20 protein-coding genes are annotated in these 22,311 nt (G+C 61.8%); 2 read left to right on the top strand and 18 right to left on the bottom strand.

Features of this window, described 5'->3' with window-relative positions; translation table 11 throughout:
* Positions 1-122: 122 nt before the first annotated feature.
* The 15 genes from HZC36_12395 to HZC36_12465 form a co-directional block, all read right to left on the bottom strand.
* On the bottom strand, positions 123-524 hold the full coding sequence (locus HZC36_12395; GenBank protein MBI5707775.1) for a small basic family protein: 402 nt from the start codon (positions 522-524) through the stop codon (positions 123-125).
* Positions 521-1,282 carry a DUF881 domain-containing protein gene (locus HZC36_12400; GenBank protein MBI5707776.1) on the bottom strand — a complete coding sequence of 254 codons (762 nt, stop codon included), beginning with the start codon at positions 1,280-1,282 and terminating at the stop codon, positions 521-523. Before HZC36_12400 ends, HZC36_12395 begins: the two co-directional genes overlap by 4 nt.
* Positions 1,279-2,028, bottom strand: coding sequence for a hypothetical protein (locus HZC36_12405; GenBank protein ID MBI5707777.1), 750 nt, complete (start codon positions 2,026-2,028; stop codon positions 1,279-1,281). The genes HZC36_12400 and HZC36_12405 overlap by 4 nt, the downstream gene beginning before the upstream one ends.
* Complete coding sequence (gene murC / locus HZC36_12410) at positions 2,012-4,456, bottom strand: UDP-N-acetylmuramate--L-alanine ligase (GenBank protein MBI5707778.1); 2,445 nt, start codon at positions 4,454-4,456, stop codon at positions 2,012-2,014. The genes HZC36_12405 and murC overlap by 17 nt, the downstream gene beginning before the upstream one ends.
* A complete protein-coding gene (murG, locus tag HZC36_12415) occupies positions 4,453-5,544 on the bottom strand; it encodes an undecaprenyldiphospho-muramoylpentapeptide beta-N-acetylglucosaminyltransferase (protein MBI5707779.1) in 1,092 nt (363 codons plus the stop codon). The genes murC and murG overlap by 4 nt, the downstream gene beginning before the upstream one ends.
* Positions 5,489-6,721: an FtsW/RodA/SpoVE family cell cycle protein gene (locus HZC36_12420; GenBank protein MBI5707780.1), complete on the bottom strand. Its 1,233-nt coding sequence runs from the start codon at positions 6,719-6,721 to the stop codon at positions 5,489-5,491. The genes murG and HZC36_12420 overlap by 56 nt, the downstream gene beginning before the upstream one ends.
* A 274-nt stretch (positions 6,722-6,995) precedes the next feature.
* On the bottom strand, positions 6,996-8,414 hold the full coding sequence (gene murD, locus HZC36_12425; protein ID MBI5707781.1) for a UDP-N-acetylmuramoyl-L-alanine--D-glutamate ligase: 1,419 nt from the start codon (positions 8,412-8,414) through the stop codon (positions 6,996-6,998).
* A complete protein-coding gene (locus HZC36_12430; GenBank protein ID MBI5707782.1) occupies positions 8,414-9,316 on the bottom strand; it encodes a hypothetical protein in 903 nt (300 codons plus the stop codon). The genes murD and HZC36_12430 overlap by 1 nt, the downstream gene beginning before the upstream one ends.
* Before the next feature lie 143 nt (positions 9,317-9,459).
* Complete coding sequence (gene murF / locus HZC36_12435) at positions 9,460-10,830, bottom strand: UDP-N-acetylmuramoyl-tripeptide--D-alanyl-D-alanine ligase (protein MBI5707783.1); 1,371 nt, start codon at positions 10,828-10,830, stop codon at positions 9,460-9,462.
* Positions 10,831-10,880: 50 nt separating this feature from the next.
* A complete protein-coding gene (locus tag HZC36_12440) occupies positions 10,881-12,371 on the bottom strand; it encodes a UDP-N-acetylmuramoyl-L-alanyl-D-glutamate--2,6-diaminopimelate ligase (GenBank protein ID MBI5707784.1) in 1,491 nt (496 codons plus the stop codon).
* 24 nt (positions 12,372-12,395) lie between these two features.
* Positions 12,396-14,186, bottom strand: a complete 1,791-nt coding sequence (locus tag HZC36_12445; protein MBI5707785.1) for a penicillin-binding protein 2 — start codon at positions 14,184-14,186, stop codon at positions 12,396-12,398.
* Positions 14,167-14,541 carry a hypothetical protein gene (locus HZC36_12450; GenBank protein ID MBI5707786.1) on the bottom strand — a complete coding sequence of 125 codons (375 nt, stop codon included), beginning with the start codon at positions 14,539-14,541 and terminating at the stop codon, positions 14,167-14,169. Before HZC36_12450 ends, HZC36_12445 begins: the two co-directional genes overlap by 20 nt.
* An 83-nt stretch (positions 14,542-14,624) precedes the next feature.
* Positions 14,625-15,584: a 16S rRNA (cytosine(1402)-N(4))-methyltransferase RsmH gene (rsmH, locus tag HZC36_12455; GenBank protein ID MBI5707787.1), complete on the bottom strand. Its 960-nt coding sequence runs from the start codon at positions 15,582-15,584 to the stop codon at positions 14,625-14,627.
* A 65-nt stretch (positions 15,585-15,649) separates the two neighbouring features.
* Positions 15,650-16,186: a hypothetical protein gene (locus HZC36_12460; protein MBI5707788.1), complete on the bottom strand. Its 537-nt coding sequence runs from the start codon at positions 16,184-16,186 to the stop codon at positions 15,650-15,652.
* A 419-nt stretch (positions 16,187-16,605) separates the two neighbouring features.
* Positions 16,606-18,579, bottom strand: a complete 1,974-nt coding sequence (locus HZC36_12465; GenBank protein ID MBI5707789.1) for a homocysteine S-methyltransferase family protein — start codon at positions 18,577-18,579, stop codon at positions 16,606-16,608.
* Between the two features lie 162 nt (positions 18,580-18,741).
* On the opposite strand from HZC36_12465, the gene HZC36_12470 reads away from it, so the two are divergent.
* Entirely contained in the window at positions 18,742-19,305 is a 564-nt protein-coding gene (locus HZC36_12470) for a hypothetical protein (GenBank protein ID MBI5707790.1), read from the top strand.
* A 139-nt stretch (positions 19,306-19,444) separates the two neighbouring features.
* Here HZC36_12470 and HZC36_12475 read toward each other — a convergent pair whose 3' ends face one another.
* The gene (locus HZC36_12475) at positions 19,445-19,972 is read right to left on the bottom strand and encodes a VOC family protein (protein ID MBI5707791.1); all 528 of its coding nucleotides are present in this window, start codon (positions 19,970-19,972) and stop codon (positions 19,445-19,447) included.
* Positions 19,973-20,080: 108 nt separating this feature from the next.
* Here HZC36_12475 and HZC36_12480 point away from each other — a divergent pair, with 108 nt between their 5' ends.
* A complete protein-coding gene (locus tag HZC36_12480; GenBank protein MBI5707792.1) occupies positions 20,081-21,334 on the top strand; it encodes an aspartate aminotransferase family protein in 1,254 nt (417 codons plus the stop codon).
* Positions 21,335-21,340: 6 nt separating this feature from the next.
* Here the strand turns inward: HZC36_12480 and HZC36_12485 are convergent, their stop codons facing one another.
* Entirely contained in the window at positions 21,341-21,775 is a 435-nt protein-coding gene (locus HZC36_12485; protein ID MBI5707793.1) for a PIN domain-containing protein, read from the bottom strand.
* Positions 21,775-22,008 carry a hypothetical protein gene (locus tag HZC36_12490; protein ID MBI5707794.1) on the bottom strand — a complete coding sequence of 78 codons (234 nt, stop codon included), beginning with the start codon at positions 22,006-22,008 and terminating at the stop codon, positions 21,775-21,777. Before HZC36_12490 ends, HZC36_12485 begins: the two co-directional genes overlap by 1 nt.
* Positions 22,009-22,311: the final 303 nt, after the last annotated feature.

The raw sequence follows: 22,311 nt of genomic DNA on the forward strand, positions 1-22,311 counted from the left end.
CCTCGTGGCCGTTGCGTCCGGCGGCGTCATAGGTACAGCCCCGGTTCGACGGCATGGCAACTCATAGCATAGCGGATTCAGGCGCGCTTAGCAATCCCCGCGCCGTCAATCGCATGAAGGGCTCAGGTCTTGGAGGGTTGCGCCTGTCGCTGCTGGTCGGCCAGACGTCGCTTTTCGCGCTCATCGGCCATTTTGGTCAGCATGAATCGGCGGATCAGGCTGAGGTTGGTGAAGATGCGCGTGCCCATCACGAGCACCGCTGCCAGCAGGAGGTTCATGCCGATCTTGTCGCCAAGCCAGGCCAAAAAGAAGGCGAACACGATGTTGGAGAGGAAACCCGTCACGAAGATCGCCGACGAGTACTTCCCCTCAAGACCGGACCGAATCCCACCGACGAGCGAGTCCAGACCTGCCACGCAAGCCACCGCGATGTACTTCCCGACGATCCCTGAGATCGGCCCCAGGCCGATCAACTTGGCCAAGAGCACGCCGAGCAGAAGCGCGGCCACCGGTATGAAGATCACTTGCTTGCCCCCGCAACCTGGAGGAACTTGGTTGCCGTGGCGCCCGCGTAGGCCGGAAGGTGGTGACGCTCGACTTTTTCCAGCGTCACCATCGCAGGGTCGGCCTGACGAATCTCGTCGAGCACACCGTTGCGAAGGTTCAACCCCCCGATCATCGCCTCGGGGTCTCCCACCGCCCTAATCCGGACTGGGGAAGCCACAGGAACGCCGTCCACCTGAATGGTCGGACCCACGCACCGGATGCTGGTCCGCCCGATCACCCGCTGGTTGTTGATGGCAATAGCCTCGGCGCCGGAGGCCCGCAGTTCGTTGACCACGCGGAGCACATCCACGTCGTGGACGATGAGGTCGTTGTTGGGGATGCTGCCCGAATCGGCGCGCTCGCTGTCTTTGAGCGTGATTGTCACGCCGGGCCCTTCGACCTCGGTCAGACCCGTAAAGAGCTTGGTGTCCTGCAGGGTGTCGTTCAGGACCTTGGACTGCCGGGTCTGATCTCCCATCGCGTTCTCGAGCTGGGTCTTCTCCTCGCGGAGCTTCTTGACTTCGACGGTCATGCGCTGATACTCATCGCGCAGGCTCTGCTCGATTTGGGCGGCGTTGAGCCTTTGGTCAAGGTCGATGTCCGGCCCGCCGCCGCGTCCACTCTCACGGGACACGGGTATCCAGGCGAGGATCATCATGAACCCCAGAACCAGCGAAAGCATGCTGACGGGCAGCACCCAGGGCGCTCCGGTGGCTCGGTGAATAAATGGGTTCATGGATTGTTGGGCCTATTCTTTGGGACGGCTGTTGGACGGCTTGGGGATACGAGGTTTATCGCAGAATTTTGGTCCAGCAGCGAGGGGTTTCGCTGAAGGAGCGATTGCAGCTTTGCAAACTTGCCTTTCAACCCGGCGGCGCTACCCAATTCGACGCGAGCCCGCCCGGGAAGTTCCACGCGGCAGCCGCCTCCGGCCTCGATGACGACACGCGCTGCCGCACCCCTGGCGCCAGCCAGCTTGTAGTCGGCGCAGGCCAAGCAGATCAGGGCGGCGGCCCCCGCATTCCAACGGCCGCCGAGGGCCAGTTGTGGGGCGTGGGCCGTGGCGGGAACGCTTACCAGAGGCAAACCCTCGACGGGTTCGGGAGACCGGAAAACCTCCCCACGGTCGCTGAGATAGAGCCCTGGGGGCTCGGCAAGCCGGCCCGCGGCCTTCATGGCTACCAGCGCAAGGGTCCCCGAGCCAAACACAGACCTCCGCAGGTCGGCGGTTCGAATGCTGGGCAACGCCTGAATTCTCGTCTCGATGGCCCTCGGGTTCACCCGCATGCTGGGCACAGCGCGGAGCTTTGCAAGTTCTGATTCGATCAGCGGGCGCAGCTTTTCGGGCGCCCCCTCGACCTTGACCCTCCGTACCGACGTCGCGGAGCTCCACCAGAGTCCGGCGGCGACGTTGGCGATCACGCAGACCCAAAGGAACTGCGAGAAGGAGATCGGCGCCCGGCGTCTACGTCTCCTTCGCATGGCACTCCATCGCGTTGCGGACGATCCAATCGCAGAGGTCTTCGAAGCTGATCCCGTCCACGCCGGCGGCGCGCGGCAGCAGAGAGGTGGGGGTCATGCCCGGGAGGGTGTTCACTTCGAGGACGAACACGTCGTCGTTCCGCACGATCATGTCGGTCCGGGTGGCGCCCCTGCATCCAAGCGCCCGATGAGCCTCAAGGGCAATGCGCTTGAGTTCATCGAGCATCGCCGCGGGCAACCGAGCGGGGCAGATTTCGTTGGTCGCGCCCGGTGTGTACTTCGCGGCAAAGTCGTATTGTCCCGAATCCGGCACGATCTCGACGGGCGGCAGCGCACGGTCTCCCAGCACGGGCACCGATACCTCCACACCCTCGATCAGCTCTTCGATCAGAGCTCCAGAACCGTAGGCCAGGGCCTTCTCGACAGCCGTCGCAAGTTCCTCAGCCGACCTAACAAAACTCAACCCGACGGTCGATCCCTGGGCATTGGGCTTGACGACGAGGGGCACTTGTAGCTCTCCCCTCCCTTGTTTTTCGCGAAGCGGAAAATGCTTCCGAGTCCCGGCTTGTCGGGAAGGGAGGGGTCGGGGGAGGGAGACATCGAGCTCTTCGACCGAGGAGAAAAGCCTCCCCATCGGCACCTTTATGCCCCGCGCCTCCAGTACCTGCTTGGTGAGCTGCTTATCCATCGCGATGGCACTGGACTGAAGGCCAGACCCCGTGTACGGGATGTGCAGCATCTCGAAAAGGCCCTGAAATGCGCCGTCTTCGGCGTTGGTCCCGTGGACGCAAAGAAAGGCCAGGTCCGGTCGGTTTGGTCCTTTGAACGCAGCAAGATCGCCCTTGGAGAGCAGAAGGTCGGATACGTCAAATAGGTCGTATTCGTAGCCCTTCTTTCCAAGGGCTTCCGCCACAGCCCTCCCGCTGTGCAGCGAGACCTCCCGCTCGGCCGAATCGCCCCCATAGATCACGGCGACCTTGAGCGGCCTTCCCCACTCCTCGATCGGCCGGCCCCCATAGCCTCCTATTCGCTTCAACTCCTCGACCAGGGCCGGCGCGAACTCCGAGATATTCCCGGCGCCCATGCCCACGACCACGTCGCCGGGACGGGTCATCTTGGCAACCTCTCTTGGCAGCAGATGCCGCGACGGGATGTAGCGAACGGGTTTGGTGACCAGCTCCGCGATTCGCGCGGCGCTCATCCCCGGCATCGGCTTCTCGCGGGCGGGATAGATGTCGGTGAGCACGACCAGGTCTGCCAATGACAACGCTTCGGCGAAGGCCTCAAGGTGCTCGGCTGTGCGGGAATAGAGATGGGGTTGGAAGACGACGATCAGGCGTTTGCGCCCAGGAAGCCACTGAAACCAGTGAAAACGGACGGCTTCGAGCGTCGCTCGTACTTCAGTGGGATGGTGGGCATAGTCGTCGATGACGTCGACGCCTCGAACCGTATCCCCAATGAACTCAAGGGGCGATTCCTGCAAGATCTGCTGCCTGCGCTCAGCTCCGCCAAATCGAAGAACGGGCATGACGCACTTTGCCATCTCGGCCCCGACAACTTCGCATGCCACGAGCGCGCCAGCCGCGTTCGATTCGTTGTGGATGCCTCGTTGCTGAACGCTAAACATCAATAGATCGGGGTCGTAGCTCGCGAGTTGGACCAGCTGGTCTCGACGATACTCCTCTCCCCTGGCAGTTACCTGCTTGGCAAGGTCCGCAGCGCCGGAGTCATCTCCGCAATAGAGGAGAGCCCCCTCATCTGGCACCTTTTCAACGAACCGCTTCACACTCTCCTTCAGATTCTCAAACGTCCCGTGGTAGTCCAAGTGATCCGGTTCCAGGTTCGTCAGAACCACGATCGTCGGCGTCAAATCGTGAAAGCTGTCGTAGGCCTCGCACGCCTCCACCACCGCCCACTCGCCACGGCCCTCGACCACCGCGCCACCAAACTCCGGGACCTCAGCTCCAACCACGATCGTGGGGTCCATTCCCGCCGCCCTCAGGCCCGCGCCGATCATGCCAGTGGTCGTCGTCTTGCCATGGGTGCCCGTGACGGCGATCACTTTCTTGTCACGCAAGAGCCAGCCGAGGAGCTGTGAGCGCCGAAAGAGTGGGCATTCCAACTTGCGCGCCGCGGCAACCTCGGGGCTCTCATCGAGCGGGATCGCGTCGGAGAGCACCAGTTGGTCGCCCTCGCGGATGCCGTCGCCAAAGTGCCCGATGCGCACCGGGATGCCGAGCGTTTCCAGCTCCGCCGTGATCGGGCTCGGGTTGGAGTCGGAACCGCGCACGTCGAGTCCCCGGTTCTTGAGCATCCGTGCCAGGCCGCTCATCCCGGCGCCGCCGATCCCAACCAGAAAGAAGGTCTTGCTCGCCGAAAACGTCTCGGCGGGTGCGAACGCGGTCTGGATCTCCTGTTTGGTTCTCACCGCTTCCTCCCCATCAGCGCCGCCTCATTGACCAGCGCCACCACGCGCTCGGTCGCATCCGGTACATCCCATTTTGCCAGCGCTTCAGAAGCGCGCTCGCGGCGAGATTGATCGTCTAGCCAGCCCAAAATCTCCGCCTCTAATCTCGCCGGGGTCACTTCGCTCTGCTCCAGCACGCTGCACGCGCCCATCGCTTCGAGCTCCTTGGCGTTATGGTACTGATGGTTGGCGTGGGCATGGGGCAAAGGCACAAAGATCCCCGGCAGTCGAAATGCAGCGGCCTCGGACAGGGTCCCCACTCCCGAACGCGCCACCAAGAGCGTGGATCGGCAATAGGCCTCCGCCATGGCATCGACGTCCAAGAAGGAACGCACTTCGTAATCGTCTTTCAATCCCAATCTCTCATACGAATGAAACACCGCTTCGAAGTGATTTCTTCCCGTGGAATGCAGCCAGTGCATCGCACGGCCCACCATGCGCTGGGCCGCACCGAGGCTCGCCTCGTTCAAGGCTTGAGCGCCCTGCGATCCTCCGGACACCAGGATCAGGGGCAGAAGGTCGCGCGGCTGAGGGTTGCGCGCCGCATCGCGAAGCTCCTTTCGAATCGGCTGCCCGGTGCGTACGACCTTGCATCCGGGAAACTGCGCCGCAGCGCTCTCAAACGTCGTTGCAACGGCATAGGCTTTCGGCGCGAACATCCGATTGGTCCGACCCGGCACGCTATCGCCCTCATGGATGACCACAGGAATTCCCAATGCCTGGGCGGCGCTGACCACCGGTCCCGCTGAATAGCCACCGGTCGAGAAGACCGCGTCAGGGCGCAGCTTTCTCAGCACCGGCTTGACGGCGATCCGCGCGCGAATCAGCCCGCCCAGACTCTTCCAACCGCGGGGCGTCTTGAGGCTGTAAAGCGGCGCAGAGGGAAAGCCCCGAAACACGATTTCCAGCTTCTGGCACGCGGCGGATTCCTGGCCCCTCAATGAGCCCAAGTAGACGATCTCCGCGCCGTCTTCCCTGGCCTGCCGCGCGACCTCAAGCGCGGGATAGACGTGTCCGCCCGTCCCGCCACCGGTGATGGCCAGTCTCAACGGCTTCCTCCTGTTTCTTCTTGGGCGCAGGCATGGGGACCAGCGCGGACTGGCACATTCCGATCGCCACCCATAGGGCGACCAGGCTCGATCCTCCCGAGCTGACAAACGGAAGCGGGATGCCGATGGCCGGCAGCGTCCCGTTCGCCATCAACAGGTTGGTGACCGATTGCACGGCGATCCACGCACCCACCCCCGTCAAGACCAAGCCTCCAAACTTCGAGGGCGCTTTGGGGGCGAGCAGAAAGAGCCTCAAACTGAGCGCCGCAAGCAAACCGACGACGGCCAGCCAGCCCAAGAAGCCCGTCTCTTCTGCGATGGTCGAGGCGATGAAGTCGGTCGTCCGCGCGGGCAAGATGTGCTTGGCGCGGCCGTTGCCAATCCCTATCCCGAGGATGCCCCCGCCCGCCATCGAGAGCTCCGACTGATTGCTCTGGAACCCGATGTCGTCCATCAGCGCTGCTTCGTGCCGGTGGAAGTGGTTCATGATCCGCTCCATCCGGTAAGGCTCCATCTTGACGGCCACCAGCATCATCAGCAGACCCGCGACGGTTCCCACGATCATCGTCTTTTTGGAGACGCCGCCGGTCCAGCACATCAGGTAGCCGACCACGGCGAGCACGGCAGCGGTGCCGAGGTCCGGCTCCATCGCGATCAGGGCGAGCGCGAGGACCGCCCAGATGCCTGGCATGCAGCGCTGGAGCTTGGGCAGGCCCACGTTGTCCATCCAGAGCGGAAAGCTCTTTTGCCGCTTGATCTTGTCCGGCCAAGCTTTACGGTTCGCGAAAACCCCGGCAAAGTAGAGGATCAGAGTGACCTTTGCGAGCTCGGCGGGCTGGATAGGGATCGGCCCCAGCTTGATCCAGCGCGTCGCGCCGTTCATCTCGTACCCGATGCCCGGAATCTCCACGGCAATCAGCGCCAGAACGGTCAGCAGCCAGAGGAAACCCGAAGCCCTGAGCCAGGTTCTGGGGCTTCTTCCCGCAACGAAGACCCCCGCAGCCAGCGCCACAGCCGTGAACAAGAGCTGCATCAAGAACTCGCGCGGGAGGATCGAAAGGTCGCGCTGGATCGAGCGCGGGTAGGCCGCGTCGAAAACGAAAAACAGTCCAACGAACGTTAAACAAAGGGCGAGCCAAAACAGCCCGCTATCGCGCATCAAAACGCTTTTTTTCATGGTCGCCACTCCTTGGCTTTCATGGTGTTTCCGCCCATCCTGGGCGATTCATTAGTTTAGACGTTTCTCGAGGCAGAAATATCCAAGTCCTGGGCTATTCGCTATGGAGTGCGGCGACTAGGGGCTTTACGCCATGGCGAGGCGCGAAGGGCGAAGAGCGAGGTGCGAGGTCCGAGGTCTGAAGTGCGAGGCAGGGGTGAAGATTTCCACCTCGCCCCAACGGGGAGAGGTCGGTGAACGCAGTGAACCGGGTGAGGGGGATGGGAGAGATGGCTCAAGGGGAGTCAAGCCAAGCTTTCGCCATCGCTCGAAACTGGACTCCACGATCGCGAAAGTCGAGGAATTGGTCGGTGCTCGCAACCCCCGGCGCCAGCATGATGGTGTCGCCCCGTGTTGCCTCCATGCAAGCTGCCAAGAATGCCTGGGAAAGCGTGTCGAACACTTGCCATCGGCCGCCGAGCTGCGCGTTGATGCTCTGCGCGTCCTTGCCGAAGAGGTACGCAGTGTGCCCAGATTGGTCCAGATACTCCTTGACCGGCGCAAAGGCAAGCTCTTTATTCTCTCCGCCCATCAGCAGCCTCTGGGGGCCCTCGACGCTTTGGCTCGACGCGATCACGGCGCCGGGATTGGTGCACATCGAGTTGTTGATGACTGTAACGCCGCCTCTTTCACCCAAGAGCTCCATCCGGTGCTCAAGGGGTTTGAAGGCCTTGAGGCCATCCAGAAGCTCGGCACGAAGCGGATGAATTTGGGAGTGCGGCTCCAGCGCAGCCGACGCCAAGAGCGCCGCACACAGCGCGTTTCGGTAGTTGTGTGGCTCAGAAAACGGCAGCTCGGCCTTTGCGATCTCCCGACCCAAGATCTTCAGGAAACCAATCGTTTCCAGCCCCATGGGGCTGGAACACCTCTCCCCACTCTCACCATTCTCACCAGTCTCACCATTCTCACCATTCTCACCCTGTCCCCGATACCCCCAAACCTCCACCCCTTCCGGTGGTTTCGTCGCGGGGTCGTCGAGATTCCACACCGCGATACCGCTACCTGCCATGTTGCGGAAGATCCGATGCTTCATCGCGGCGTACTCGGCGAAGCCCTTGTAGCGGTTCAGGTGGTCCTCGGTGAGGGTCGTGATCGTGGCGGCAATGGGCTTGAAATCGCGGACGAATTCGAGTTGAAAGCTGCTGATCTCAGCGACCAGAACCTGGTCCGGGGTGCTGTGCAGGGCCGCGTCTGTGAGGGGCATCTCGGGGTAGCCGCTGCCCGCGATGTTGCCGCAGAGCACCGCGTCCACCCCGACGGCTTTCAGGCAGAGCCACGTCATGGCGGTGGTGGTGCTCTTGCCGTTGGTGCCCGTGATGGCGACGATCGGCGCTTTGGAGATGCGATAGGCGAACTCGACCTCGCTCAAGACCTCCAGCCCCTCTTCGACCGCCTGCTGCAGCCTGGGACTGCGCATCGGGACCCCGGGCGAGGTGACGATCAGGTCGCAGCCGGTCTCGGTGAAGGAGCCGTTCCAGTCGCCTTGCACCGGCACACCCAAGGCTTCGAGTTCACGCGCAGCCTCTTGCTTTGGGGCACCCACGATGGGCCGCTCGTCGAAAACCATCGGCCGCGCGCCGAGCTCCAGCGCCGCCTTGGCGACCGACACGCCGGATCTGCCAAGGCCGAGGATGGCGAGGGATTTGCTGGTCATCACATCCACCACAGCTTTGGTGCCGTTTGCTGCGCCACCGAAATCGCTGCAAACGAGGCGATCGCCTGGAATAGGTGGAACATAGAGACGACCCTATATTCAGACCACCCAGCTGACTCAAAAGCGTGGTGGATTGGTGTCTTGGGGAATAACCGCTTCTTGCGCAACTTGACAGAGAGGATCTGTAGCGGCACAGGAACCAGTTCGGCAATCAATACGAGGCTCAAGAGGAATACTGAGACAACCCAGCCGGGGGAGGACGGCAGGAGTTCATGTTGACCACCGGACTGCAACGTCAACCAGCCAAGCACTGCACCGATTGGCAACGAGCCAACATCTCCCATGAAGACCTTCGCCGGCGGAGCGTTCAACACAAGGAACGGGAGCGATGCGCCGACAACCGTCAGGCTCAACCACATCTGGCACAAAGGGGCATGCCAAAAGTACCCTATGCCGGCGAGAGACAGGCCGAGGATGACCGCCAACCCCCCAGCTAAGGCATCCATTCCGTCCGAGAAGTTGAAGGCATTGCTGAACGCCACTATCACGAACGAGACCTCGAACGCAGTTAGCGGATCCGTGTAGCCCGAGTACCAAGCGGCAGGCAGAGCACATGCAAACTGCATGACCAGCTTCGGAACCCAACCCAACCCTCGTTTTGGCGGAAATAGCTTAGGCACTGCGAAGTCGTCCAGAAACCCAATCAGACCGAACCCAAGCAGGAGTATCGGCCAGGCAACTGCATTCCCAACGATTCGAACAGGACTCCCGAAGGCTGGCGACTCCCGGTTTGGGAAGAGGGCTCCTCCTTCAATGCCAATGAAATACGCAGCAAGTAACCCGACGAGGATGATGAGACCGCCCATCGTCGGCGTGCCTTGCTTCGCCTTGTGTTCGGGCACGAATTCGCTTACAGTTTGGTGAGACCGCCACGCAATCAGTGCGCGAAACACAAATGGCGCTGCTACGGCCGAAGGTATGAGGCCAGCCCAGAACCCCGACCTCAATAGGCCGAATACGGAGTCTTCGCGCACGAATTCTGGGTTCACCGGTTCTGCACCTTGGCTTCTTTGGACGCCACCACCCTTTCCAACTCCATCGCCCTGCTCCCTTTGATTAGCACCGTGTCGCCGGGCATGGCGCTGGCCACAAACCGCCGAACCACGTCAATATCTTCCGCCTGGGTGAGCTGATGCTCCTCCATCCCCGCTGCCGAGCATGACTCTGCCGCGAACCGCGTCAGGCCACCAAAGAAACACGCCCTAGCGGGCTTCACGGCGGCGATCATTCTTCCCACCTCCCGGTGGGCTTCTTCAGCGAGACCGCCAAGCTCCCTCATTTCCCCCATGACCACAAGACGGCTGCCCGCGCATGGAATTTCCGCGAGCGCCTCCAAAGCCGCCTTGAAGCTCGCCGGCGCGGCGTTGTAGGCGTCCATCACAACGGTCACGCCGTCCCGCTGGATCACTTCCATGCGGCCCCCTGGCAGCTTTGCTTCTGCGATGGCATCAGCTGCGGCTTCGAGGTCCACTCCAGCGTGACGCGCCACCAAGAGCGCCGCCGCCGCGCTCAGGGCGATGTGCCGCCCGACCGCCGGGAGCCGAACCTCCACTCGTTCTTCGCCGACTTCAAATACTGCCAAGGCGTCCGTCCAGCTGTTGGCCGTGTAGCCAACGATTCGGCAATCCGAGCCGGCGCCAAAGCCAAACGTCGCCACTGGGCACGGCGCCTGCGCCCGCAGGATGCCCAGAAAGTCGTCGCCCGACCAGGCCACCGCGAGCCCATCGGTTGGCAGGGCTTCGAATAGCTCCGCCTTGGCTTCGGCGATCCCTTGCCGCGACCCGACCAGTTCGATGTGGCTCACACCGACATTCGTGATCACGCCGATGGTCGGCTGTGAGAACGCCGCCAGGTGCGCAATCTGACCAAATCCCCGCATCCCCATCTCGACGACCACGGCCCTCTCGTCGCCGTCCAACTCAGCCCAGAGGAGCGGCGCGGTGAGCTCCGTGTTGCGATTGCCCTCGGTCTTGGCGACCTTGCCGAGCGGCTTGAGCGCTGCTGCCACGAGCTCCTTGCAGGTGGTCTTGCCTACGCTCCCGGTCACGCCCACCACGGGTCCCCTGAATGCCTCCCGGAAGTGGAGCGCCATTTGAGCCAGAGCTTTCACGACATCCGGGACCAAGATGTGGGGTCCCTCTATCGGCCTGTCCGCGAGCACCGCAACCGCTCCGCCGGCGAGTGCTTGGGGTGCGAAGTCGTGCCCGTCCACGTTTTCACCCACGATGGCGATGAAGAGGTCGCCCGGCCTGACCTGGCGGGAGTCCAGGGCGAAGCCTGAGATTGGGCTCGTACCAAGGCTCTCTACAGAACCTCCCACGATCTCGGATAGTTCGATAGGACGTATGGGTCGCATGGGTCAAATAGGTCGAATGGGTCGAATGGGTTGAATGAGTCGAATAGGTCCTATCCCTTGGCGGCCCTCGCGGCGAGCCCCTCTCGGGCGAGCTCCCGGTCATCCATGGGATATTTCGTCCTGCCGATAATCTGGTAGTTTTCGTGCCCTTTGCCGGCGATTACGACGATGTCGCCGGGCTCGGCCAGCTTGATAGCGAAGGCTACTGCTTCGCGGCGATCGATGATGAGGGCTGCCTTTGTGGATGCCGCCGCCACCTCCGCAAGGATCGCCGCCGGGTCCTCGGTGCGGGGATTGTCGCTGGTCACCACTGCAAAGTCTGCGAGTCGAGAGACCACTGCAGCCATCTTGGGGCGCTTGGTGCGGTCGCGGTCTCCACCGCATCCGAACACCACGATCATGCGCTTGGGATTCAGCTCGCGAACCGAGATGAGCAGCTTCTCCAAGGCGTCTGGCGTGTGGGCGTAGTCGACCAAAATGCCAATTCCGGCATCATTGAGCACGGCCTCAAACCGCCCCGGGACCGGTTTTGCAGCGCGAAGACCCTGGATGGCCTCAGCCAGCGAGTATCCAACCGCCAGCAAGCCCGAGCAGGCGCTGAGCAGGTTGCGCACGTTGAAGTTGCCGCCCAGCGCGGATTCCAGCAGACCATCCTTGCCTCCATAGCCAAGCCAGAGCTTGATTTGATCCACGCCAACCCTGATAGGTCCGCCCCTCAATTCTCCAGACTCCATTCCAAAGGTGATCGTCGGCAGCAACAGATGCCTTGTCCACTCCCGCCCTACGGGGTCGTCCACGTTCAGCGCTCCGACAAACCGCTTCTTCGATTGGGCCGGAAGGTCCGAGTACAGCCGCCACTTCGCCCTCTCATAGGCCTCCATCGAACCGTGAAAGTCCAGGTGGTCCTGGGTCAGGTTGGTGAACACCGCCGCATCGAACTCGATCCCGTCCACGCGCCGCTGCTCCAGCGCATGGCTGCTGACCTCCATGACCATATCGGTGCAGTTCGAATCGCGCGCCTCGGCGAGCAGTCGCCACACCTCCGGCGCAAAGGGGGTTGTGTTGCTGAGTTCGCGTTCCTTGTCGGGGGTCTGAAAGCCCAGGGTCCCCAGGTACGCCGCCCTCCTTCCGAGCGCGTTCAGGGCGTCTCGGATCACGCAGGCTGTGGTCGTCTTGCCGTTCGTACCCGTCACGCCGATCACGCGCACCGTCGCGGCCGGGTTGCCGTTCAGCAGCTTGCAGATCCGCCACAGACCCTCGGCAAAGGCAAGGTCCTTATCCTCGATAAGGAGCGCTGGAATCCCCATCTCGACTGCTTGCTCGAAACCCTCTCGACTGTGCGTGAGCGCGGCGGCCGCACCAGCATCCTTGGCGCCTGGCAAAAACCGGTGCGTGTCCCCGGTAGGGCTGGGCATGCTGATGAAAAGATCGCCGGGCTGCACGAGGCGCGAATCCTCACACGGCCGCAAGACTTCGGCATCGCCGGACAAGGCATCGAAAGTGACACCGGCCAGCGAACCTAGCTCCGAGATCAGGGGCATGAGAGCTTGATACCCGTTAGGCCGTTACGGCTGCCTCTGAGATTGGCCGGGCTTGGGTTCATCGGCGGCGGTCTTCGACGATTCAGCAAGCGTCGGTCCGGTGGGCCGAGCCGAAGGCTGGATCCCGTAGCGCCGGATCGCCGCGCGGGCCATGTCTGTGAACACCGGTCCCGCCACATCGGCGCCGTAATACTTGTTCCCCTTCGGGTGGTCCACCATGACCAGAATCACGACCTTGGGGTCGTTCGCCGGCACCATTCCCACGAAGTTGGACACGTACCCCGTGCTACCCTTGCCGATCTTCTGTGCCGTTCCGGTCTTTCCGCCCAGCCGAAAACCGGGAATACGCAAGGTCTTTCCTGTGCCTCGATTGGAGTCGATCACAGCCTCCATGAATCCGAGCACGGTCTTGCTGGTCTTGGAGGTGAACAGACGGCCGGCCTCTTCGATGGGCTGCTGCCTGTCGCCGATCGCCTTGATGAGACGGGGCTTCATCCGCACGCCGTCGTTTGCCAGGGAGGAAAATGCGCTCATCAGCCCAAGCGGTGTGCAGGTCATCGATTGCCCGAAACCCATCGTCGCAAGCTGAAGCCGTTTGGCATATTCGTCGCGTTTGTAGTGCCCGTTCGCCTCCAGCGGCACCCCTATGTCTGACTTCTCCATTAGACCGCTCTCATCCAGGAACCGGGTGTAGCGCTCATAGCCCACCCTAAGGGCCCAGGTCGCCGCGCACACGTTGCAGCTTCGCGAAATCGCATCCACCGGGTGAAGAAGCCCGTGCGCGCGGGTTCCGTGGTGCTTGTCACACTTCACCGAATAGCCCGAAATAGGGTCCAGCGCGCCCCTGCAGTAGAAGGTCTCTCCAGGAGTCACCACCCCCGCATCCAGACCCAGCCCAAGCGTGAGCACTTTGAAGGTCGAGCCCGGCTCAAGCGCGATCATGTAATTCGGGTTCAGGTCGGTCATGACCTTTTGTTTTCCTACAGGTTCGCCGACCCGGTCGGGATCGAGGCTCGGCCAATTGGCCATTGCCAATATGTCGCCGGTCTTGGGGTCCATGGCGATCGCGACGCCACGGTCCGCATGGTTCGATTCGACCGCTTGTCGGATCGCGTTGGCGGCCGCAAGCTGCATCGAACTGTCGATCGTCAGGGTGAGCGACTCGCCGTCCTGTCGCGCCTTCGAGCGGCTATCCAGGCGCATCGGAAGGAACGCCCCGGTGCGGTCGGTGACGCCGATCGTCACGCCGTTTGTGCCCGACAGGGTCTTGTTTTGGCTGAGCTCCAGCCCTGCTTGGGGCTCGCCATTTCGGAAGTAGCCGATCAGGCCAGCCGCGGCCTCTCCGAGCGAAAAGCCCCTCTTCCGGCTTGGACCCACTGAGATCCCATCGGCCCGCCAATTCGTTCGGACGGCTTGTACGGCGCGCATCTGTTCGCGGGAAAGCGCCTCAGGCCAGAACATGGTCTTTTGCCCGCTGTCTTTCAGGCGGCGCATTTCGGCCGCCGGCACCCCGCAGGCTGCCGATAGCTCCATGAAGAACGCGTCGCTGTCGGGGAGCTTGTCGAAGATCAGCCCAAACTCGCAGGAGTCTTCGTTCTGGGCAAGGGGCCCTCCGTCGCTGGAGAGGATCGGGCCGCGCCTGGCGGGGTCCACGGACCGGATCAGATACCGGCCGCTCTTCTCCCCCAGATCGAGAATGTCTTCGCGCCCAAAAACCTGAACGCGCGCCTGAGACAGCCCAGCCAGCGCAAACGCGCCGCCGATCAAATAGGGCGACCACGCGCGGACCTTGCCTTCAGTTGGTCTTGTTGGCATGGCTCTGCTTAGGGGACGCTTGCGGAACCGCTTGAGCCGCATCGGGGGCGATGAATCCGTTGGCCCTAGCCCAGCCGGCGATCGAATCCAGGCTGAGCAAACCGTCGACCTGGTGCTGCAGCACGGCCTCAGCTTGACGAGCCTCTTGAGCCCGGGCGAGAGATTGGAGGCTCTCGCGGCGCGCCTTTTCGAGCAAGACCTGCCCGCTCAAAGAGCCTACAACATAGGTAAGCGCAACCACGGTGAAGAACACCGACGTACGAACGGCCAAAAGGCTGTTCGTCCTGGTGGCGGCTCGCGCCCTGATCCTTGGGCGAGCGAGGACTTCTGTTCTTCCAACCGGTATTGCGCTCATTTAGGGGTTACCATCCGTGGCCAAAGTGCATCCATGCAAATCGAGTGACGATCAGGTTCAGCCTGAACCTGGGGCCGGCCTTATCAGGCCGACCTCCTAAGGGACCGAAGCTTGGCGCTTCGGCTCCGAGGGTTCCGGCGTTCCTCTTCCGTGTCTGGGACGACCGGCTTCCTATGGAGCTCGAGGTAGCCCTCGTTGGCGAGGTCGCGAAACGTCCTCTTGACGATCCGGTCCTCACCCGAGTGGTACGCGATGACGCAAAGCACGCCGTTCGGCGCCAGCGCGGAAGCGGCGTCCCTGAGGGCCTCTTCCAGACCTTCCAGCTCTCGGTTCACCAGAATCCGAATGGCTTGGAAGGTCCTTGTGGCCGGATGGATCCGCTTGTCCCTGGCCTTAGGCGGGATCGCCGCAAGGACGCAGTCGACCAGGTCCTGCGTGGTTCTCAAGGCACGGCCCCGACGAAATTCCACGATCTTCCTTGCGATCGCCTTCGCCCACCGCTCGCCGCCCAGCTCCTGGATCGCCTCCTCAAGCTGGCCTTGGCCCATCTTATTCAATAGGGCCGACGCGGGCTCATTTCGCGTGACGTCTTGGCGCATGTCGAGCACGCCTTCCTCCGCGAAACTGAAGCCACGCTCGGGCCTCTGCAACTGGGCCGAATTCAGCCCTAAATCGAGCAGGATGCCGTCCGCCGCGAGCCCAAGCCTCTCGAGAACGGACTTGACCTGGCGGAAGTCCTCATGAAAGAGGTGCACCTGAACGCCCTCCGGAGCCCCCAAACGCTCAATCGCGAGGGAGAGCATGTCGGCGTCCCAGTCCAGTCCCACCAGCGTCCCACCGGGACGGATGGCCTCGATCAGCTTCTGGCTGTGGCCGCCGAGTCCCAGGGTTCCATCCACCATGACCGCACCGGGCCGAGGGCACAAATCCCTCAAGACCGGATCGAGCAGCACGGGCACATGCCTCGGCGCTGGTCCCACCAGGGCATCGCCATCGGGCGTCGCCGCGGCCACGTTCAACCCTGGAAGCCGCCGGGCACGCATCGTGGGTGACCACGAATTGTGAAACCCGGCGGTCCAGACTCTTCGCGGCGGTTCGGCCCAGGCCCTCACTGCCCTCTCTCCTTTGCTTGCTCTTCTCGCTCTTTGGTGTGTCGTGATCGGATCAATTCGTTACTGATGTCTTGGTAAGCCCCCGCCAGGAATGACCGCCTGCCCGAATCGAGCGTGTTACCCTGAACGCGCGACCACGGGAGCGCCTTCCAAATCTCAATTCGGTCGCAGCACCCCGCAATCTTCACTTTGTCGCCCTTGTCCAGCTTTGCCGCTTCCCTCAGGTCTGCCGGCAGGACGAAGCGATTCTGCTGGTCAAAGTTGATACCGTCTGTCGCCGTGCTCATGAGGCAACGGGTGAACTCCTGTCGGGCCGGATGCATGGTAGGCAGGGACAGTGCCTCTTCAACCAGAGCCATCCAAACCGACTGGGGGTACATGACGATGCAGTCGGCCGTGTAGGCCATGACGAAGTTCTCGCCGATTCGCTGGACCTTCTTGGTGGTCAGGGTGATGCGGTACTTGTCGTCGAGGGTGGCCTCATCGGTTCCGATGAGGGGCTTGGAAACATCGATCCCTCCCGCGTATACCACCGTTCTTCCGCCCTAAGGTTTTCACGGGCGGCTTCGCGTCCATGCTAGCCGCCCGAAAGATCTGGAGAGAGCACCCCGCCCATCCCCATCGACCCAATCCTGCCAATCCGTGGCGATTTGTCGATGTAGGGATATTACTGGGAAGATTGTCGATCTGCAAGACATTTTAGGAAGAATTTAGGGTTTTTTCTTCCACGACTATCACGTGTCTGCTATATAGTAGACGCATGTATTCTTCCCAGCTCTGTAAAGCAACACTATTTGGCTACCCACTGGGCATTGGCGTTAGGCATTGGGGCGTTAGGGCATTAGGGCTTCAGGTGACAAGGTGCTCGGTTTTCAGGTTCTCGGGCCATTACGGTTGCTGGCCAAGGTCTCATCTTTCATCTCTCATCGCCCTTCGCTCTTCGCCTCCGGCATCACCCCACCTCGGCGTATTGTCGGCGGTCGTACACAAGGTCTTCCGCGATCCGCCAGACCTCCTGTTCCACTTTGTTCTCGGGCACGATCTTGGAAAAGTGCACAATCGCGGCGGTGAGGCCGGCTTGGCGGCACTCGTGAAGAAAAACAGAATTTAGAACCGGCCGCGAGACCGCTTTCAGCCCGAATGACACGTTCGAGACACCCAGGATGGTATTCACACTCGGATGGCGGCGGCGCACCTCGCGGATCGCCTCGATCGTCGCCACGGCGGAGGCGCGGAACTCCTCGTCTCCTGAGCCCAGCGTGAAGGTCAGGCAATCGAGAAACACATCGTGATCAGGAAGACCGTTCGCGCGCGTACGAGAGAGGATTCGCTCGGCAATCTCGACCTTCTTCTCGGCGGTCTTTGCCATGCCGTCCTCGTCGATGGTGAGCGCCACCACCGCTGCGCCGTACTTGCGGCAGAGCGCGAGAACCTTCTCGGTACGCGTCTCACCGTCCTCGAAGTTGATCGAGTTGATAATCGGCTTTCCTGCAAGGCACTTCAACGCGACCTCGACCACGTCCACCTCTGTCGAGTCGATCATGATCGGCACGGTCAGGCTCTTGTTGTAAAGGCCCAGCAGGATCCTCATGTCCTTTGCTTCGTTTCGACCCACGTAGGCAGCGCAGACATCCAGAGCGTGCGAACCCTCTCCCTCCTGCTCGCGCGCCAGTTCAACAAGGCCATCCCAGTTCTCAGCGGCAAGCATCTCTCGAAATGCCCTGCTGCCGTTCGCATTGGTGCGCTCGCCGACGATGAAGAAGCTTGAATCCTGTTCGTAGGGCTGGAACTGATAGAGCGAGGAACAGCCGACGAGCTTTAGCGACTGTGAGAATTGTGAGTGTGGTGAGAGTTGTGAGGGTTGATCGGAGCCATTCTCACCACCCGTACCCTTCTCATTGACCTTCAGCCAGTGCGCCTCAGCGCTGGGCTTGAGCCCACGCACCGCGTCCGCGACCGCCTTGATGTGCGCCGGAGTTGTGCCACAGCAGCCGCCGACCATCGCGGCGCCCAAGTCTTTGACGAAGTGGACGTGGTGATGCGCCAGCTCCTCAGGCGTCAGCTTGTACATGGATTGCCCCTTCTCCATGACTGGCAGCCCTGCGTTCGGCATGACCGAGATCGGCCGCGTGGAGTTCTGGCTCAGGAAGCGCACGTGGGGAGCCATCTCGACCGGGCCGGTCGCGCAGTTCACGCCGATCATCACGACGTTCGGGAAGCATTCGAGCATGTTCAGCGCCGCTGCGATCTCCGTGCCAAGGAGCATGGTGCCAGTCTGCTCCATGGTCACCGAGACGAAGAGCGGCTTATGGATGCCGGTCTCCTCCATTGCGCGGTGCATGCCGACCACCACGGCTTTGACCATCAAGAGATCTTGGGTGGTCTCGACCATCAACGCGTCCGCGCCCCCGACAAGGAGCGCCTTGAAGCCGGTGCAGTAGGTGTCCTCGATCTCGTCGAAGGTGGTCTGCCCGAGGCTGACGAGCTTGGTTCCAGGTCCAATTGCGCCGATCACGAAGCGCGGCCAATCGGGCGTTGAGGCTTTGTCTGCGGCCCGCCTAGCAATCTTCGCGGCCTCGAGGCTGATCTCGTAAACGAGTTCGGGGATGTCGTATTCGGCGAGCACGATGCTGGTCGCGCCAAAGGTGTTGGTCTCGATGAGGTCAGCGCCTGCGGCGAGATAGTTGGCGTGGATCTGCTCGATAGCCTCGGGGCGCGTGATGTTGAGAATCTCGTTGCAGCCGTCCTGAACCCTGCCGGCCATGCGCTCGGCGGCGGCTTTCCAAGCGGGGCTGGCGTGTTGATCCGCTCGCATGATGAAGTCTTCCGGCGTAAACTCCGCCGCCTGGATCTGGGTGCCCATCGCGCCGTCACAAACGAGGACGCGGTTCTGAAGAGCGTGAAGAAGGTCAGATTGATGGGCCATGTAAGTGGATATTATGAGTCAACTGCTTCTTCCCCATCAGACCTATCTGGTCTGGTGCTGCCTGTTGGGTGCAGCCTGTTGAGTGCGCGATGCTCGCATCGCGCACTCAACAGGCGCGGAGGCTCGCAACGGGGGCTTGCCTGAGTCGTAATTGTCATTGTTGTGCCGCCAAAGCTGACCTCGTTCGTGTCCCGCAAACCCCTCGTCCTTGGCGTCGCTCTCAGCCTGATCCTCGCGGCAGTCGTCGTCCCGATTTCCATTCACCTTCCTCGCTGGGTCGAGTTTGAGTTTGTGTTCCTGGCATGGTGGGTGATATGGGTGGGGCTTCTTGCTTGGCTGCTCTTTCGGGGGCATTCCGTGGATGACGATACGGACGTGGAACCAATTGCCCGAGTCGGACAAGGGTTTGGTTCGGCTGCGGACGGGATATTTGACTTTGGATGCCTCGCAACAGATGGCTGCCAGCAACTGGTGGTGCTTGTCATTGCGGGCATGCTCCTATGGGCCGGAGCATGGCTTCTCCTCGAGTTCCTGCTTCCCGGCATTGCCGTGCTTTTTCTCGCTTCAATCGGTGGGATGCTGGCTCGCGCCGTTAACGACACGCACGGCTGCGAGGGCCAAATGGGGCGTTCCCTGCTCTGGGCCGGTCTATGGGCGACGGCCTACATTGGGCCGCTCGCTGGGATTGTCGCCTGGCTGTCGGCGCTACTGCCGCAGTGGAGATGAACCGGGTCCGCTTTGGGGTCCGCCACAGCCTGAGTCAGAGCGCAGACTGCCCGAAAACCAGACAACCTGAAAACCTTAAGGACCTGACAACCTGAGCACCTGCAACCTCAATGCCCCAATGCCTCAATGCCCCAATGCCCTAATGCCCAACGCCTTCCCCCAACAACTCCTCCAAATCCAGCGGGTCGCTGACCATCTGCAGGTTTCCATCGGCATCATAGGGCCAGCGATCCTTGGGGCGGTCCCAATAGAGTTCGATGCCGTTTCCGTCGGGGTCGTTCAGGTAGAGCGCCTCGCTGACGCCGTGGTCGGAGGCGCCGGTCAACTGAATTCCTGAAACCATGAGCCGCTTCAAGGCTATTGCGAGCGCGGCCCGCGTGGGGTAGCGGAAGGCAACATGGAACAGCCCGGTGCTGCGTGGGGAGGGGGCGCTTCCCCCTTTGCTCATCCACGTGTTCAGCCCGATGTGGTGGTGATAGCCACCCGCCGAGAGAAACGCCGCCGCCTCGCCGTAACGCTGGACCAGATCGAAGCCGAGCACTTCGGTGTAGAAACGAATCGACCTTTCGAGGTCAGAGACCTTGAGGTGAACGTGACCGACGTCGACGCCGGGATCGATGGGAGGAAGCAGAGAGGAAGTGGCAGGCGTGTCGGACTTGTCGGACATATAGGTCCTATACGACATATCGGTGGGGTGCAAAGCACCAAACGCCTCAATGGCTCAACGCCCCAATGCCCTACTGCCCAAAGCCCTCCTCTAGCTATACTCCTACCCATGGATCCGGACGCCCTATATCAGGAGGTCATCGAGAAGTACACCGAGCACGTCAATCCTGGCCTTGCGCGCCTGATGAGCTTTGCAGGCTTCGGCGTCGAGATGAGAGGCGAAGGCTGCTACATCATCGATCACGAAGGCCGAAGGTATCTCGACTGCCTCGGCGGATACGGCGTCTTCGCGCTTGGGCACCGGCACCCTCGGGTCATTCAGGCCGTGAAGGACCAGCTCGACGAGATGCCCCTCTCCGGGAAGGCGTTCTTCAACAAGAACCAGGCCGACCTTGCCGAGCGTCTCGCGGCCATCGCCCCCGAGGGCCTCCAATACACGTTCTTCTCCAACAGCGGAACGGAGGCGGTCGAGGCGGCTCTCAAGTTCGCCAAGTGCGCCACAGGCCGCTCCAAGATTGTCTCGACGATCGGCAGCTACCACGGCAAGACCATAGGAGCGCTCTCGACCACCGGCCGCGAGAAGTACCGCAAGCCGTTTGAACCCCTGATGCCGGGCGTGGTCCACGTGCCCTATGGCGACCTCGAAGCCGCCAAACGGGAGATTCCTGGCGCGGCGGCCGTCATCATCGAGACCATCCAGGGCGAGGGCGGCATCATCGAGGCTCCCGAGGGCTACATTTCTGGCCTGCGGGCCGCTTGCGACCTGGCAGGGGCCCTGCTGATCGCCGACGAGGTCCAAACGGGCTTGGGGCGCACGGGCAAGACCTTTGGAGTGGATTGGGAGGGCGTCCAGCCCGACATCATGACCCTCGCCAAAGCCCTCGGAGGCGGCGTGATGCCGATTGGCGCGACGATGGGAACCCCGGCGGTCTGGGAGGCGGTGTTCGGGCAGAACCCGCTGCTGCACACCAGCACGTTCGGGGGAAATGGTCTGGCTTGCGCGGCGGGCCTTGCCGCGATCGAGGTGATCCGCGACGAGAACCTGGTGGAGCGTTCGCTGACGATGGGCGCCAAGCTCAAGTCTGGCCTTGAAGAGGTTCAAGCCAAGCACTCCGAACTCGTGTGTGGGGTGCGCGGCAAGGGACTGATGCTAGGTGTGGAGTTCTCGATGGATGAGGTGGGCGAACTCACGATTGCGCAGATGATGAAACGGGGCCTTTGCGCGGCGTACACGCTGAACAACCCACGCGTGATCCGGTTCGAGCCGCCTCTGATCATCACAGACGAGCAGATCGCGTTTGCCTGCAGCACCTTTGATGAAGCGCTTGCGGAGACGGGCGAACTGATGGCGGAGTTGGTGTAGAGGGGACTACACCTCGCTTGGATGAACAGCCTTGATCTCGGTGAATCGCTTGAGGTCACTGGCGTTACAAGTTAGGATGCGGTCAATCCCATAAGCATCCGCCAGGGTAACGAGTCTGAGATCGTGACACGGCTTCCCACTTGGAGCGTAGCGAACCGCGAATCTTCGCCATCGAGGGCCAATGTCAACTGGCTCGTCCAGATGAGGCGCAATGAGGAGTATGTCTGTGACGATCTTATCGATCGTCTCTGCGTCAAACCCAAGGCCATTTGCCTCTCTGGGCCGGCTGCAGACCGCCCACAGTTCGATAACGACCTGTGCACAGGTCCATAGTTCTTCTCCCGATGCCTTGAGCTTCTTGATAGCCCGCACACAATCCACTCCAAGGGGGTTGTCTTTCTCAAGGCACCTGACCCAAACGCTCGTGTCAACGAGAAACATCAAACCCGATCCGGATAGATGGCATCTCGGCGGAGCGCGTTTGCAGGCAGGCAGACTCCAGAAATGCCGCGCGACGTAAGGTCATCAAGAGCGGAGCGCCAGGCCTCTCCACCTTTTCCTTGCTCATCTGGTACGGAGATTTCGGCGTTGACGATCTGGTTCTTGTCCAACTGCACCCGTTCGAACGGGACAAACACCTTCCCGTCAAACCTCAGCCTCAGCCTAATCGACATTGCCTGATCATTCTACGCTAGCCGCCTCTGATATCCTTAGATTTGGATGCCAAACCCGCCCACTGGACCACCATCTCGGATCGACAAGATCGCAGGAACAACTGTGTCCTTTTGGCTCGAAACTGGGCTTTTCGCCCGATGCGGTCCCGTGGACATCGTCGTTCACCATCATCCTTCATTCAGCCCGGCTCCTTGGATTGTCGAGGCGTTTGGGTCTTTCGGGGAAGACACTTTCACGCATTACTCCTGCCAACAGTTCGCGGAACGGCCGTCGGACGAGCAGTTTCAGTCGGCTTGTCGAGC

This window comes from Armatimonadota bacterium (genome assembly GCA_016223145.1).
In the GTDB taxonomy this organism is placed as follows: domain Bacteria; phylum Armatimonadota; class Fimbriimonadia; order Fimbriimonadales; family Fimbriimonadaceae; genus Nitrosymbiomonas.

Excerpts from the sequence above, each read along its gene's own strand:
- HZC36_12400 (MBI5707776.1), bottom strand. The coding sequence starts at position 1,282 with ATGAACCCATTTATTCACCGAGCCACCGGAGCGCCCTGGGTGCTGCCC.
- HZC36_12405 (MBI5707777.1), bottom strand. The coding sequence starts at position 2,028 with ATGCGAAGGAGACGTAGACGCCGGGCGCCGATCTCCTTCTCGCAGTTC.
- HZC36_12420 (MBI5707780.1), bottom strand. The coding sequence starts at position 6,721 with ATGAAAAAAAGCGTTTTGATGCGCGATAGCGGGCTGTTTTGGCTCGCC.
- murD (MBI5707781.1), bottom strand. The coding sequence starts at position 8,414 with ATGACCAGCAAATCCCTCGCCATCCTCGGCCTTGGCAGATCCGGCGTG.
- murF (MBI5707783.1), bottom strand. The coding sequence starts at position 10,830 with ATGCGACCCATACGTCCTATCGAACTATCCGAGATCGTGGGAGGTTCT.
- HZC36_12440 (MBI5707784.1), bottom strand. The coding sequence starts at position 12,371 with ATGCCCCTGATCTCGGAGCTAGGTTCGCTGGCCGGTGTCACTTTCGAT.
- HZC36_12445 (MBI5707785.1), bottom strand. The coding sequence starts at position 14,186 with ATGCCAACAAGACCAACTGAAGGCAAGGTCCGCGCGTGGTCGCCCTAT.
- HZC36_12450 (MBI5707786.1), bottom strand. The coding sequence starts at position 14,541 with ATGAGCGCAATACCGGTTGGAAGAACAGAAGTCCTCGCTCGCCCAAGG.
- rsmH (MBI5707787.1), bottom strand. The coding sequence starts at position 15,584 with ATGCGTGCCCGGCGGCTTCCAGGGTTGAACGTGGCCGCGGCGACGCCC.
- HZC36_12465 (MBI5707789.1), bottom strand. The coding sequence starts at position 18,579 with ATGGCCCATCAATCTGACCTTCTTCACGCTCTTCAGAACCGCGTCCTC.
- HZC36_12475 (MBI5707791.1), bottom strand. The coding sequence starts at position 19,972 with ATGTCCGACAAGTCCGACACGCCTGCCACTTCCTCTCTGCTTCCTCCC.
- HZC36_12480 (MBI5707792.1), top strand. The coding sequence starts at position 20,081 with ATGGATCCGGACGCCCTATATCAGGAGGTCATCGAGAAGTACACCGAG.
- HZC36_12485 (MBI5707793.1), bottom strand. The coding sequence starts at position 21,775 with ATGTTTCTCGTTGACACGAGCGTTTGGGTCAGGTGCCTTGAGAAAGAC.
- HZC36_12490 (MBI5707794.1), bottom strand. The coding sequence starts at position 22,008 with ATGTCGATTAGGCTGAGGCTGAGGTTTGACGGGAAGGTGTTTGTCCCG.